This is a genomic window from Streptomyces sp. NPDC002680, assembly GCF_042889145.1.
Classification (GTDB): Bacteria; Actinomycetota; Actinomycetes; order Streptomycetales; family Streptomycetaceae; genus Streptomyces; species Streptomyces adonidis.
In genome coordinates, this window is the sequence record NZ_JBIAQP010000001.1 from 950215 (window position 1) to 964277 (window position 14063).

Here is a 14063-nt window from a genome sequence, read left to right on the forward strand (position 1 = left end):
CGGAGCGGTCGCGCACGTCAGCGGTTCCACTCGTTGAGCACGATCAGTGTCTTGGTGCCGACGATCCGCCCCGTCTTCCGTATACGGTTCACGACCTGCTGCAGGTGCTGGACGCTGTCGACGCGCAGACGCAGCAGGGCGTCGGGGTCTCCGGCGATCGTGAACATCTGGAGGACCTCGGGCATGGTCCGCAGGTCCTTCCAGAGGTCCTCGATGTCCTCGGTGCCGGGGATGCGCACCTCGGTGAACGCCACAAGGGTCGAACCGGCCCGCGCGTGGTTCACCACGGCCGTGTAGCCCTCGATCACGCCGGTCGCCTCCAGCCGTTCGATACGGCGTTTGACCGGCGCCGCCGACAGACCGACCTGCTCGGCGATCTCGCTGAGAGGCCTGCGCGCGTTCTGGGTGAGCAGCTCAAGGATTCTGCGATCTATCTCGTCCACAGCGGAAAACGTAAGTCACACATCCCGAAACAGTAAGCAAACCAGCGAAAGTCGCGCCGTTCCGTGCCTGTTGGGGCCTGTTCCAGGCATAAATCTTGCTCCCCATCACGCCGGTTGAAAGCGTGAACCGCCACACACCGCGGAGGGTTCGACATGAGTTCTGCGACGCCGGTCCGTTCACGGATCACGCTCGACGACAAGTACACCGCCACCAGCGGATCGGTCCTGCTGACGGGCATTCAGGCACTCGTGCGCACCGCCCTGGACCAGCGCCGGCTCGACGCGCTGCGGGGCCACGACACCGCCGTGTTCGTCTCGGGCTACCAGGGTTCCCCGCTGGGCGGGGTCGATCGCGAGATGAAGCGCGCCGACGCGTTCCTGCGGCCCGAGGACGTGGTGTTCCGGCAGGGGCTCAACGAGGAACTCGCGGCCACCGCCGTCGCGGGGACCCAACTGCTCGGGGAACTGGAGAACCGCACCAAGGAGGGCGTGACCGGGATCTGGTTCGGCAAGAACCCCGGGCTCGACCGTGCCGCAGACGCTATCCGACACGGAAACATCAGCGGCACCGCACCGCTCGGCGGCGCCGTCGCGTGGATCGGGGACGATCCGACGAGCAAGTCCTCGACGGTCCCCAGCTCGTGCGAGCCGATGTGCCGAAGCCTGGTGATGCCGCTCCTCACCCCCGGCAGCGTCGCGGAGATCCTCACCTTCGGCCTGCACGCGATCGCCATGTCACGCCATGCCGGCCTCTGGACCGGCCTCAAGATCGTCGCGGATGTCGCCGACGCCTCCGCGGTGGTCAGCGTCGACGGACTGCTGGAGCAGATCCCCGATCTCGGACGCCCGCGCTCCTTCCGGCCGCCGGTACTGCTGCCGCCCACGAACCTCGACGCGGAGTTCGACCTGATGACCGGGCGCCTGGCCCGCGCACAGGAGTACGCGGAGGCGGCCAACCTGAACCGGGTCACCCACGAGCCGGCTCGGGCGCGCATCGCGATCATGGCCGCCGGCCTGGGCCACCAGTCCGTTCTACGGGCGCTGCACGACCTGGGAATCGACGACGCCGGCCTGGATCACCTGGGAATCCGGCTCGTTCGGCTCGGCATGCCCTGGCCTCTCGACCACCGTCTGGTGCGTCGGATGCTGCGGGGCGTCGAGACCGTCTTCGTCGTCGAGGACAAGCTTCCCTTCCTCGAAGGCCTCGTCAAGGAAGCCCTGTTCGGCACCGGGCACGCGCCCGAAGTGGTGGGCAAGCTACGCGGTGACGGCAGTCCACTGCTCAGCCCACGCGGTGGACTCGTGTCCGACGACGTCGTCGCCGCTCTTCTCAAGGTGGTTCCGGGGATCCGCGAGGTCGCCGTCGTGCCGGCCCCCCGCAGCCGCACCCGGCACCTCGATCTGCTCCCGGCACGCACGCCGGCCTTCTGCTCGGGCTGCCCCCACAGCGTCTCGACCCGAGCCGACACCGACCAGCTGGTCGGCGTGGGCATCGGCTGCCACGTCATGGTCGCCCTGGAGGACCCGGGAGAGTCAGGGACGGACAAACGAGGCAGGTTGACCGGTATGACCCAGATGGGCGGAGAGGGTGCCCAGTGGCTCGGCCTGGAGCCGTTCACCGCCGACAGGCACTTCTTCCAGAACGTCGGTGACGGCACCTACTACCACTCCGCCTCACTGGCCGTCCGCGCGGCCGTCGCCGCCGGGTCCACCATCACGTACAAGCTCCTGTTCAACGATGCCGTGGCCATGACGGGTGGACAGACACCGGCCGGCCAGATGAGCATCCCCAGCCTCACGAAGGCGCTGCTCCTGGAGGGCGTACGGAAAATCGTCGTCACGACGGCCCACCCGGAGGCGTGGCGCCGCACACGATTCGGCAGGAGCGTCTCAGTCCGTCACCGTGATCACCTCGCGGAGGTGCAGCGTGAGCTGGCCGACGAGGCCGGCGTGACCGTCCTCCTCCACATCGACCGCTGCGCCACGGAGGAACGGCGGCTGCGCAGGCGCGGGAAGCTCCCCGCCCCCGCCGAACGCGTCTGGATCAACGAGCGGGTCTGCGAAGGATGCGGCGACTGCGGTGAGAAGTCCACCTGCCTGTCCGTGCTGCCCGTGGAGTCCGAGTTCGGCCGCAAGACCCGGATCCACCAGTCCTCCTGCAACCAGGACGCCTCCTGCCTGCACGGCGACTGCCCGTCGTTCGTCAAGGTGAGGCCCTCGGGCAGGCCGGTGACGCGGACGGTGCCGGACATCACGCTGCCGGAGCCCCGCCGTCGTGTCCCGGCCGACGTGCTGGTGCGGATGCCCGGCATCGGCGGGACCGGGGTGGTGACCGCCTCGGCGGTCCTGCAGATGGCTGCCTTCATCCAGGGCGACTGCTCCGCCGGGCTCGAACAGATCGGACTCGCCCAGAAGGGCGGTCCGGTCATCTCCGACGTACGGTTCTCGACGCGGCCCGTCACCGGCCAGCTCCGGGCGGGCCGGGGCACCGTCGACGTCCTGCTCGGGTTCGACGCCCTCGGCGCAGCCGGTGAGGCGACACTCGACTCCCTGCGCGGCACCGCCGTGGCCGTGGTGAACACCGCCCACGTCCCCACCTCGGTCATGGTCCACGACACGGCCGCGACAGCCCCTGCCTGGCAGGACGTACGCGCCCGGATCGACGCGGCGACGACCGCCTCGGACAACCTCTACGTCGACGCCGGGGACCTCGCCGACCGCTACTTCGCCGACCACATGTCCGCCAACATGATCCTCGTCGGCGCGGCCTTCCAGCACGGCGTCCTGCCGTTGGAGGCGTGGGCCGTGGAAGAGGCCGTCCGCCTCAACGGCGCGGCCGTCGACACCAACCTGTCCGCCTTCCGGCTCGGCAGGATCGCGGCCGCGGCACCCGAACTGCTGCGGCCGACGGCGACGGCGCCCACGCCGACCGTCCCTGAGATTCCGGTACCGGTCTCCGGCCTCCCAGAGGATGTGCGGCGACGGGTGTCGCGGCTCGCGGGCGAGCTCGTCGCCTACCAGAACGATGCCTACGCGCAGGAGTTCGTCGACTCCGTCGGCGCCGTCGCGGACCGCGCCGAGGACGCCGAGGACGTGGTGGCGGCCTACGCCGAGGGACTGTTCAAACTGATGGCGTACAAGGACGAGTACGAGGTCGCGCGACTGCATCTCGACTCCGTCGGGAAGGCGAGACTGGCATCCGAGTTCGGTCCAGGCGCCAAGGCCAGGATCATGCTGCAGCCGCCGCTCCTGCGGGCCCTGGGCCTGCGCCGCAAGATCGGTCTGGGCCCCTGGGCCTTCCCGGCACTGCGCCTGCTGTACGCGACGCGCTGGATGCGCGGCACGAAGATCGACCTCTTCGGGCGGGCGGAGGTCCGGCGTGTCGAGCGCTCCCTCCCCGCGGAGTACCGAAACGCGATGGAACTGGCCCTGCCAAGCCTGGCCCCGTCGACTCGGCCGCTGGTCCTCGACCTCGCCCAGGCACCGGAGATGGTCCGCGGATACGAAGACGTCAAGCTGCGCAACGTCGAGCGCTTCCGCCTGCATGTCGCACAGCTGCTGACCGAGCTCCGGGGCACCGACGCCCCCGCCGCGACCGTCCACCCCTGAATCCCACGACCGCGACACACCCAGAGGGAACCAAAATGCCGGCCACACGCCTCCTGCCGTCCGACGAGGCCCGCGAACTCATCGAGCTGACCCGCGACCTGGCCGCCAAGGAGCTCGGGCCGCGCGCGGCCCGCGACGAGGCGGACGGGACCTTCCCCCGTGACGTCTTCCGCACGCTCGGCCGGGCCGGGCTCCTCGGTCTGCCCTACCCCGAGGAGGACGGCGGCGGCGGACAGCCCTACGAGGTCTACCTTCAGGTGGTCGAGGAGATCGCCACCGCCTGGGCGACGGTCGGCGTGGGCACGAGCGTCCACGCGCTCAGCTGCTTCGGTGTGGCGACCGCCGGCACACCGGAACAGAGGAAGGCGTTTCTGCCGGACATGCTGGGCGGCGACCTGCTCGGCGCCTACTGCCTCTCCGAACCCGGCGCGGGCTCCGATCCCGCCGCGATGACCACCCGAGCGACCCGCAAGGGCGACACGTACGTGATCCGCGGCGCGAAGGCGTGGACCACGCATGGCGGACACGCCGACTTCTACAAGGTCATGGCCCGCACCTCCGACGACCGCAACGGCATCTCCTGCTTCCTCGTGCCCGCCGACGCCGAGGGACTGACCGCCGACCCACCGGAGCGGAAGATGGGACTCACCGGGTCGCCCACCGCGACCATGCGTTTCGACGACGTCGCGGTTCCGGTCGAGCGACGCCTGGGCGAGGAGGGCGACGGGCTCAGGATCGCCCTCGCCGGCCTCGACGCCGGGCGCCTCGGCATCGCCGCCGTCGCCGTCGGCCTGTCCCAAGCGGCCTTGGACGCCGCCGTCACCTACGCCCGGGAACGCGAGACCTTCGGCAGGCCGATCATCGAGCACCAGGGGCTCGCGTTCCTGATCGCCGACATGGCCGCCGCGGTCGAAGCGTCACGCGCCATCTGTCTCGCAGCCGCTCGCCGCAAGGACGCCGGCCTCCCGTACACCCGCCAGGCGGCGGTGGCGAAACTCGTCACCACGGACAACGCCATGAAGGTGACCACCGACGCGGTGCAGATACTCGGTGGCTACGGTTACACCCGCGACTTTCCCGTCGAACGGTACATGCGAGAAGCCAAGGTCACGCAGATCTTCGAAGGGACGAACCAGATCCAGCGGCTCGTGATCAGTCGCACCCTGACGCGCGACGGATGAAAATCTATCAAAGTAAAATATCTGACAGTGGGATCGGTACGGGCACTGCGTCCGGACACGTCCAACCCCGGCCCCGAACAGGACCTTGCACCATGACTCACCGCCCGCACGCCGCCTGCTGTGCGCCACCGACCGGTCGCCCCCCCCGCCCGGATCCGCGGACGGGATGGCGCTCGTACCCGGCGGCGAGTTCCTCATGGGCACGGAAGACGCAGAGGGTTTCCCGGGAGACGGCGAAGGCCCGGCCGGCCGGTACGCCTCGGCGCCTTCCACATCGACGCGCACGCCGTCAGCAACGACGGCTTCGCGGAGTTCACCGACGCCACCGGCTACATCACCGAAGCCGAACACATCGGCCGGTTCTACGTGTTCGCCGGTTGCCTGCCCGCCGCGCTGCGCAGCGGAGCCCCCACCCTGGTGGTGCGGAGTGGCCGACGCCCGCTGGGATCACCCCGAGGGACCCGGCAGTACGATCGAGGGCCGGGGCGACCACCCGGTGGTGCACATCTCCTGGAACGACGCCCTCGCCTACTGCGCCTGGGCGGGCAAGCGGCTGCCGACCGAGGCCGAGTGGGAGTAGACGGCTCGCGGCGGCCTGGAGCAGAAGCGGTACCCGTGGGGCGACGAACCAGACCCGGACGGCGCGTACCGCTGCAACATCTGGCGCGGCACCTTCCCCACCAAGAACACCGCCGGCGACGGCTACCACGGCACCGCACCGGTAGACGCCGTTGAGCCTAACGGCTTCGGCCTGTACAACACCTCCGGAACGCGTGGGAGTGGTGCGCCGACTGGTGGTCGACCGACCATCCGACCGGCGCGGTGACCACCCCGAGGGGTCCCATCACCGGCACTGAGAAGGTCATCCGCGGCGGCTCCCACCCATGCCACAGGTCCTACTGCAACCGCTACCGCGTGGCCGCACGCACCGCGAACACACCAGTCGCCGCGAGCGGCCACGCCGGGCTCCGGTGCGCCCGGGACGCCTGAGCTCCGACGGCCAAAACCTGTACGCCACCCACGAGATGAGTTTAAATCAATCCATTGACTTATGCTTGGGAGGTCGTACCCGTGAATCTCAGCAGTCGTCTCGTGCAGCGCATGCAACACCTGCCTCCCCCGGCCACGAGAGATCTGGTCGTCGAGCGCGATCTCCACGTGCCGATGCGCGACGGGGCGGTCCTGCTGGCCGACCGCTGGTTCCCCAAGTCCGGCAGCGACGGGCTGCCCACCGCGCTCGTCCGCGTTCCCTACGGCAGGGCGGGCACGCAGGGCTGGCAGATCGCCCGGCCGCTGGCCGAGCGCGGCTTCCAGGTACTGATCCAGAGCACTCGCGGCACCTTCGGCTCCGACGGACCCGTCAACCCGCTGCGCTGCGAACGCAACGACGGCATCGACACCCTCGGCTGGATCGTCGAGCAGCCGTGGTTCGGCGACTCGATGATCCTCACCGGTGGCAGCTACTCCGGTTTCGTCCAGTGGGCCGTCGCCGACTCCGTGCCACCCCAGGTCAAGGCAATGATTCCGCTGGTGTCGAATTCGGCCCTGACACTGGAGTTCCTCCGCTCGGACGGGTTCTCCCTGGAGACCCCCTTCAACTGGGGCGTCATGGTCGCCGGCCAGGAGGAGCGGTTGGCAATGCCACGCCAATTGCTGGCGTCGAGGAAGACCCTGCGCGCCCTGGACACCCTGCCGCTGAACCAGGCGGACACCGCCGCCCTGGGCTACCGCTGCCAATACATCCAGGACATCCTCGACCATCCCGGCGACGACCCGTTCTGGTCGTCGCTCGACCACCGCGACACGGTGGCCGACATCAGCGTGCCGGCCAGCGTGATCGGCGGCTGGTACGACATCTTCCTGCCGGGCCAACTCCGCGACTACCGCGTCCTGCAGGACACCGGCCGCGCCGACCCGCTCCGGCTCACGGTCGGCCCCTGGCCCCATGCCTCCCTCGAGGCCGGCGGCCTGGGTGCCCGCGAAGCGCTCGACTTCGGACTCGCTCTGTGCCGCGGTGGGCGGCCCGCAGAGCGCGCGCCGGTGCGGCTGTACGTCATGGGCGAGGGAAAGTGGCGCGACTTCACGTCCTGGCCGCCGCCCGGCTACACATCCCAGCGCTTCCATCTGCGCCCCGGCGCCGCCCTGGCCACCGAGCCACCGCCCGCCGACGCGACCCCGGACGGCTACCGCTACGACCCTGCCGATCCCACCCCGGCCGTCGGTGGCGTCCGTATGACGTTCGCCGCCAAAGCCGGTCCTGTCGACCAGGCGAAGCTGGAGGCCCGCGACGACGTCCTGACCTACACCACCTCCGCCCTGACTCAGGACGTCGAGGTGATCGGAGAGGTCAGCGCAGAAGTCTGGTTCCGCTCCAGCCTGTCGCACGCGGACGTCTTCGTCCGGCTGTGCGACGTCGACGAGAAGGGGCGTTCCGTCAATGTCTGCGACGGCCTGACCGGTCTCACCGGAGCCGACGAACTCACCTGTGCGACAGTGCGGTTGTGGCCGACGGCGTATCGCTTCAAGCGCGGCCACCGCATCCGCGTCCAGGTCTCCAGCGGCGCCTTCCCCCGCTTCAACCGCAACCCGGGCACCGGCGATCCCCGAGCCACGGCCACCCATCTGCGCGCCGCGGACCAGCAGGTCTTCCACGACCCCGAACACCCCTCGGCGATCATCCTGCCGGTCCGGGAGGCCGGATGAAGGCTAGGACGCCCGTGTTGAGGGCGTGCGGCCCTGGCCGCCCGGCGGCCCGCCACCGACGCACCCCCGCGGCGCATCCCACACGCGGCGACTGGAAAGCGCTGCACGCGGGCCAGTCCGGGCCGACCGCACTGGATGTCTGGCACACGCTCGAAGCTGCCCGCGTGCCACGGTGCGGATCAGCGGCTCACGGCCGGGAAACCGCCGGTTCATGTGGCCGATTCTCGCAGGGGGTTGAGGCAGTTCGACCTGAGCAACGTGGACGAATTCCGTCCGCTTCGGTACGGTCGGTTTTCGAAGCGGAAGGAATTCGTCCGATACGCCGAGCGCGTACGGCGATTCCTCCAGATCCGTCGCGCCCACCGCGCGCTACTCCCCCACGTCCGTATCCGAGGCATCCGCACCATGCAGATCCGCTCGCACCCAGACCGCCACGGACCGGCCGCCACCCGGCAGCCCCCTGCCCGTACATGTCGTCGCCGTCTCGCATCTGCTGATTGAAGGAGATACCCATGACCCGAACCGCCCTCGTCACCGGAGCGTCCTCCGGTTTCGGGGCCGCCCTGACCCGGGCGTTCGCCCGGGCGGGCTGGAATGTCGCCGCGACCATGCGCAAGCCGTCGCAGGCGCCCCCCGACTTCGCAAGCCTTCCCGCCGTCGAGGTCGTACGGCTCGACGTCACCGAACCCGAGTCGATCGTCACCGCTCTCGACGCGGTCCACGCCCGCTTCGGCCCGGTCGACGTCCTCGCCAACGTCGCCGGCTACGCACAGCGGGGATCACTGGAAGAGATGACGCTCGACCAGATCCGCGCACAGTTCGAGACCAATCTGTTCGGAGCGCTGGCGCTCACCAAGGCCGTTCTGCCGCAGATGCGCGAGCGCGCCATCGGGCACATCCTCAACTTCTCCTCCGTGGCCGGCACGGCAGCGGTGCCGACCATGGCGGCCTACAGCAGCTCGAAATTCGCCCTGGAAGGCTTCAGCGAATCACTCGCCCAGGACGTCCGGCATCTGGGCATCAACGTCACAATCGTTCAACCGGCCTCCTACAAGACCGAGTTCGGTGCGGGCATGAGCGGACCGGCACATCCCCTGCCCGACGAGTACGGCCCCGCTCAGGCCCTGCTGTTCGCCAACGACTACAAGTTCGGCGACCTCGACGCCTCCTGCGACGCGGTCGTGTCGATCGCCACCATGGACAACCCGCCGTTGCGCCTCGCCCTGGGCCATGGCCTCCATCTGCTGCGCGGCAAACTCACCGCGCAGTGGGCGGAGTACGAGCGCTGGGAACAGGTGACCGCGACCACTCTGTGAGCCGCCCGGCCGGCAGTCTCTCCCCCCATATCACTGGAGACGCACATGCACCACGACGACCTGACCCTCCGTCTGCCGATGCCCACTGACGGGCCGCTGGGCCCGCCCCCCGAGTGGAAACAGTTGCGCGAGCGGTGCCCGGTGGCCACCGTCGAACTGCCCAGCGGTGACAAGGGAGTCTTCCTGACCCGCTACGACCATGTCCGGGCCCTGCTGTCCGACCCACGCTTCTCCCGGCCGGCCGCCGAGGACGACGGAGCCAGGATCGCCCCGGAAGGAGCGGGCGGTGTGGTCGCCGACGGCGGACTGTCGGACGTCGTGCCGGTCCGTGGCGAAGGGCACCAGCGCTGGCGAGGGCGCCTGGCCAAGTACTTCACCGTCAAGCAGGTCGCGGCGCTGCGTCCCGGCATGACGCGCACGGCGGAGGACCTCGTCGACGCCATGGTGGAGAGCGGTCGGCCCGCCGATCTCAAGGCATCGCTCGGTTTCCCGCTGCCCGTCTACGTGATCTGCGACATCCTCGGCGTCTCCGTCGACGACCGGCCACGCTTCTCCTTCTGGTCCGACGCGTTCCTGAACGTCACCCGCTACTCGAAGGAGCAGACAGCGGCGGCGTACGACGAGTTCGTCACCTACATGACGCGGCTCGTGGAGGCCAAACGCCTCGCGCCGGGCGAGGACATGCTCAGCGTGCTTCTCCAGGAGGGCGACGCGGACGACCAGGGGATGTCCGACGCCGAGCTGATCGGCACGGGCATGTCCCTGCTGGTCGCCGGGCACGAGACCACCGCGAACATGATCGGCAAGATGGTCGCCCTGCTGCTCGCCGACCGCAGCCGGTGGGAGCGGTTGCTGGACGACCCGTCCCTGGTACGCGGTGCCGTCGACGAGGCACTGCGTTTCGACGTCAACGTGGGCAACTTCGGTATCCGGCGCTATCTCACCGAGGACTTCGAGATCGACGGCGAGCTGCTGCCGGGCGGCACCACCGTTTTCTGCGGCATGTCCGCCGCCAACCGGGACGAGACGGTCTTCGCCGATGCCGACATCATGGACCTCGACCGTCTGCCCAACCCCCATCTGACCTTCGGCGCGGGCCCGCACTCCTGCCTGGGCCAGTCCCTTGCCCGCACCGAGCTCCAAGTCGTCCTGGAGGTTCTGCTGCGCCGCCTGCCCACACTGGAACTGGCCGTACCGGCCGCGGAGTTGGAGCAGGTCGAGGGGCTGAGCGTCGGAGGGCTGCGCAAAGTGCCAGTCCGCTGGTGACCAGCCGGTGGATGCGCGTCCACCGCACGACGGACGAAGGACGCGTCGATCGGTCGATGCGCGCAGGGGGTGCCGGAGCCGACGATCAGCCGTAAGGCCGACGGCCCGGCGCCCCACCTCGCTCCGGGCACGCCCGCCCCGACCGCACCGTTTCCTTCCCTCGTCCGGAGTTGCCGTGTCCCCTGTCGCCGAGACGTCTCCCGTCCGCCGTGGTCCCCTCGTGGTCGCCGGAGGTCTGGTAGCCGCTTTCATACTGTCCTCACTGGTGAACGCGCTGATCGCGGTCGTGGCGCACCAACTGGGCGCACCAGAGGACTTCGACGCGCTGAAGCCTCCGGCGTACGCCACCCTGACCGCGTTGGGTGTGTTGGCGGGGGCCGCCGGATGGGCTCTTGTGCGCAGGTTCTCCAAGAATCCCGAGCGCCTGCTCCGCAAGCTGGTACCGACGGTTCTCGTCCTCTCCTTTCCTCCCGACTTCGCCCAGCTCGAAGAAGAGGGCGTCATCGGTGTGGTGGCCCTGCTTCTGATGCACGTCGCGGTGACGGTGATCGCGGTGCCGGCCTACCTCAGGGTCATGCCCCTGAAGTAGGCCGGCTGAGGGATTCCCGGCTACGCGAGGGCGTCCGCCGGGATGTTGGGGTCGTCCGTGCCCAGCGAGATGAGGACGGCCTTGACGTTGTCGTGGGCGAAGGCGTCCACGGCGGCGAGGTCCTTGCCGTACCTGTCGATCAGGCGGGCCGACACCTGGTCGGCGACGCGGTTGAACCAGACGGACTGCGCGGCCCACAGGTTGCCCGCTTCGGCCACGCTCGGGTCGAACCGGACCTCCCGCATCGCCTGCCGGGTCCAGTTCCACTGGTCGACGAAGAACGCCCGGCCCATCTCCACGTCGTGCCGGTCGCCGATGCGGTAGGTGTGCGCGCCGAGGAAGATCTCGAAGTCCAGGTCCAGGACGGCGTCGATCGCCTTGAGGATGCCGGGGATGTGGTCGGCGTTGCCGTAGTGGAGGAAGGGCGCCCAGCCCGGCGCGACGACGTCGGCCATCATCGCGATCTTCTGCCTCGGCAGGTACACGATGATGTTGCCGTGCTCGTGGTTGGCGCCGGGGTAGATCAGGTCGAAGCGCTCGCCGCCCACCCTCAGGGTGTGGTGGGTGCCGGCGAAGGTGATGTCCGGTACGGGGCGGTCGGGGTCGGTGTAGACCCGCAGCAGTTCGGCGGTCATCTTGTGGGAGACGAATCTGGCGTCGGGGAACTTGGCGGCGCCGCTGATGTGGTCGTTGTGATCGTGGGTGAGGATCATGTGGGTCACGGGTTTGTCCGTGATCCTCTTGACGGCCAGGGGCAGGTAGTTGGACACGGCGGTGGGCGCGTCGAGCATGACGACGCCGGTGCGGGTGACGAAGAAGTAGCCCTGCGCGGAGCCGGCGCTGACGGCGTACCCGTTGTCGCCGACGGGCTCCAGCCGGTACCCCTCGGCCGGGACCGGCAGCGGCTTGGCGTGATCGGGCAGCGGGAGAAACTGGGGGCCGTCCGTCTCGGTCGCAGCGGTGGCGGGCGAGGCCAGTCCCGTGGCGGCCAGCGTCGCCGCTCCCGCGACGGCACCACTGCGCCGGATCATGGCACGACGGGGCATCTGGTTCATGGGGTGGGTCCTTCTGTCGGTCGGGTATTGGGCGGTCGTCAGGGGTTCGGGGGTGTCAGGCGTCCGTGCGCCTGAGCCGCCAGGCGGCGGCGAGGGTCGTGGCCACGAGGTAGGCGGCGAAGACGGCGAGTCCGGCCCACGGGCTGAGCGTGCCCTCGTTCCGGGTGATGTCGGTGAACGCCTCGGCGGCGTTGGGGGGCAGCACCTGGGTGACGTTGTCGCCCCAGCTGTCCGGCAGGAGCAGGCCCGCGATACCGGGGAGCAGGAACATCACGCCGACGATGGTGGAGATGGCGGCGGGCGTGGAGCGCAGGAGCGTACCCAGGGCGACGCCGAAGAGGCCGAACCCGGCGAGAACGACGGCGGTGCCGACGACGGCCCGTACGACGCCCGGGTCGGACCACGAGGCACCCAGGTCGCCGATGATCGCCTGGCCTCCGGTGAACGCGATCGCGGAGGCGAGGAGCCCGACGACGAACGAGACCCCGGTGAAGACCGCGATCTTCGCCCAGAGGACCGGCAGTCGCTTCGGCACGGCCGCGAGCGACGAGCGGATCATCCCGGTGGAGTACTCACCGGCCATGAACAGCACGCCGAGGGTGGCCAGGGCGAGTTGTGCGAGGTTCAGCCCGGCGAGGCTGACGTCGATCGGGTTCTGGGGGCCGTCGTCGCCGGGGCCGCCTGTGTCGCCGTTGCCGAACACCGAGGAGGCGATGAGTCCCACTCCGACGAGCAGCAGGACGGTCACGACCAGCGTGACGGTCGTCGAGCGCAGGGACCAGAACTTGATCCACTCCGACTTGACGACCCGCAACTGCGTGACGGGCGCGCCGCCGGCGTCGGCCCGGGGCGGGACGGTGGTCGTGGTCATCGGGCGGCTCCTGCGTCGGCGCGTTCGTTCTGGGATGTGGCGTGGTATTCGACGGAGTCCCGGGTGAGTTCCATGAACGCCTGTTCCAGGGAGGGGCGTTGTGGGGTGAGCTCGTGCACGGGGATGCCCGCTTCCGCGGCGCGGTCCCCGATCTCCACGGCGGTCAGGCCGGTGACCTCGAACAGCCCGGTTTCCACCGTGGTGACGGTGACGTCGGCGCCGGAGAGGAGCTGGAAGAGCTCGGTGGCGCGGGGTGAGCGCACCAGGACCGAGTTCGAGGCCGCCTGTTCGATGAACGCGCTCACCGAGGTGTCGGCGATCAGCTTGCCCCGGCCGATGACGATGAGGTGTTCGGCGGTGACGGCCATCTCGCTCATCAGGTGCGAGGAGACGAAGACGGTACGGCCCTGGGCGGCGAAGTCCCGCATGAGGTTGCGGATCCACAACACACCCTCCGGGTCGAGGCCGTTGACCGGTTCGTCGAGGATCAGCACCTGCGGGTCCGCGAGCAGCGCGGAGGCGATACCGAGACGCTGGCCCATACCGAGGGAGAACCCACCGGCGCGCTTGCGCGCCACGCCCTGGAGGCCGACCAGCTGGATCACCTCGTCGACGCGGGCCCGGGGGACGCCGGTGGTGGCTGCCATCGCCAGCAGGTGGTGGTAGGCGGAGCGGCCGGTGTGCACGGCCTTCGCGTCCAGCAGCGCTCCGGCGGCGCGCAGCGGCGCAGCGTGGTCGGCGTACGGGCGGCCGCCCACCGTCGCCGTGCCGGAGGTAGGCCGGTCCAGGCCCAGGATCATCCGCATGGTGGTGGACTTCCCGGCGCCGTTGGGGCCGAGGAAGCCCGTCACGATCCCGGCTGGGACGGTGAACGACAGCCTGTCCACGGCCGTCTTGTCGCCGTAGCGCTTGGTGAGTTCGTGTACTTCGATCATGGGTCCACGGTCCCGTTCCGGGGCCGTGTGCCGCGTCGTCCAGCCGTGGGCTTCTGGGGCTGCCATGGCCGCGGTAGCGGCGCGGGGCGTACTGC

The 14063-nt window shown here is 69.7% G+C and carries 10 protein-coding genes and 1 pseudogene; 7 read left to right on the forward strand and 4 right to left on the reverse strand.

The window, feature by feature from the left end; translation table 11 throughout:
- Positions 1 to 17 precede the first annotated feature (17 nt).
- Complete coding sequence (locus ACFYXF_RS04345) at positions 18 to 443, reverse strand: Lrp/AsnC family transcriptional regulator (RefSeq protein WP_389347978.1); 426 nt, start codon at positions 441 to 443, stop codon at positions 18 to 20.
- 153 nt (positions 444 to 596) lie between these two features.
- On the opposite strand from ACFYXF_RS04345, the gene ACFYXF_RS04350 reads away from it, so the two are divergent.
- From ACFYXF_RS04350 to ACFYXF_RS04380, 7 genes and pseudogenes are all read left to right on the forward strand, one after another.
- Positions 597 to 4052: an indolepyruvate ferredoxin oxidoreductase family protein gene (locus tag ACFYXF_RS04350; RefSeq protein ID WP_389347979.1), complete on the forward strand. Its 3456-nt coding sequence runs from the start codon at positions 597 to 599 to the stop codon at positions 4050 to 4052.
- Positions 4053 to 4087: 35 nt separating this feature from the next.
- On the forward strand, positions 4088 to 5233 hold the full coding sequence (locus tag ACFYXF_RS04355; RefSeq protein ID WP_389347981.1) for an acyl-CoA dehydrogenase family protein: 1146 nt from the start codon (positions 4088 to 4090) through the stop codon (positions 5231 to 5233).
- 196 nt (positions 5234 to 5429) lie between these two features.
- Positions 5430 to 6223 (forward strand): annotated as a pseudogene (locus ACFYXF_RS04360) (SUMF1/EgtB/PvdO family nonheme iron enzyme).
- A gap of 111 nt (positions 6224 to 6334) precedes the next feature.
- Positions 6335 to 7936 (forward strand): CocE/NonD family hydrolase, encoded by a 1602-nt coding sequence (locus ACFYXF_RS04365; RefSeq protein WP_389347982.1) that lies wholly within the window; start codon positions 6335 to 6337, stop codon positions 7934 to 7936.
- Positions 7937 to 8448: 512 nt separating this feature from the next.
- Positions 8449 to 9252: an SDR family oxidoreductase gene (locus ACFYXF_RS04370; RefSeq protein WP_389347983.1), complete on the forward strand. Its 804-nt coding sequence runs from the start codon at positions 8449 to 8451 to the stop codon at positions 9250 to 9252.
- A gap of 45 nt (positions 9253 to 9297) precedes the next feature.
- Entirely contained in the window at positions 9298 to 10518 is a 1221-nt protein-coding gene (locus ACFYXF_RS04375) for a cytochrome P450 (RefSeq protein WP_389347984.1), read from the forward strand.
- Positions 10519 to 10738: 220 nt separating this feature from the next.
- Positions 10739 to 11107 carry a DUF6069 family protein gene (locus ACFYXF_RS04380; RefSeq protein ID WP_389348461.1) on the forward strand — a complete coding sequence of 123 codons (369 nt, stop codon included), beginning with the start codon at positions 10739 to 10741 and terminating at the stop codon, positions 11105 to 11107.
- Positions 11108 to 11127: 20 nt separating this feature from the next.
- Here the strand turns inward: ACFYXF_RS04380 and ACFYXF_RS04385 are convergent, their stop codons facing one another.
- Genes ACFYXF_RS04385 through ACFYXF_RS04395 form a run of 3 tightly spaced genes read right to left on the reverse strand, consistent with a single transcriptional unit; the run spans position 11128 to position 13968 of the window.
- Entirely contained in the window at positions 11128 to 12162 is a 1035-nt protein-coding gene (locus ACFYXF_RS04385; protein WP_389347985.1) for an MBL fold metallo-hydrolase, read from the reverse strand.
- 55 nt (positions 12163 to 12217) lie between these two features.
- Entirely contained in the window at positions 12218 to 13033 is an 816-nt protein-coding gene (locus ACFYXF_RS04390; RefSeq protein WP_389347986.1) for an ABC transporter permease, read from the reverse strand.
- The gene (locus tag ACFYXF_RS04395; protein ID WP_389347987.1) at positions 13030 to 13968 is read right to left on the reverse strand and encodes an ABC transporter ATP-binding protein; all 939 of its coding nucleotides are present in this window, start codon (positions 13966 to 13968) and stop codon (positions 13030 to 13032) included. The genes ACFYXF_RS04390 and ACFYXF_RS04395 overlap by 4 nt, the downstream gene beginning before the upstream one ends.
- Between the last annotated feature and the right edge of the window lie 95 nt (positions 13969 to 14063).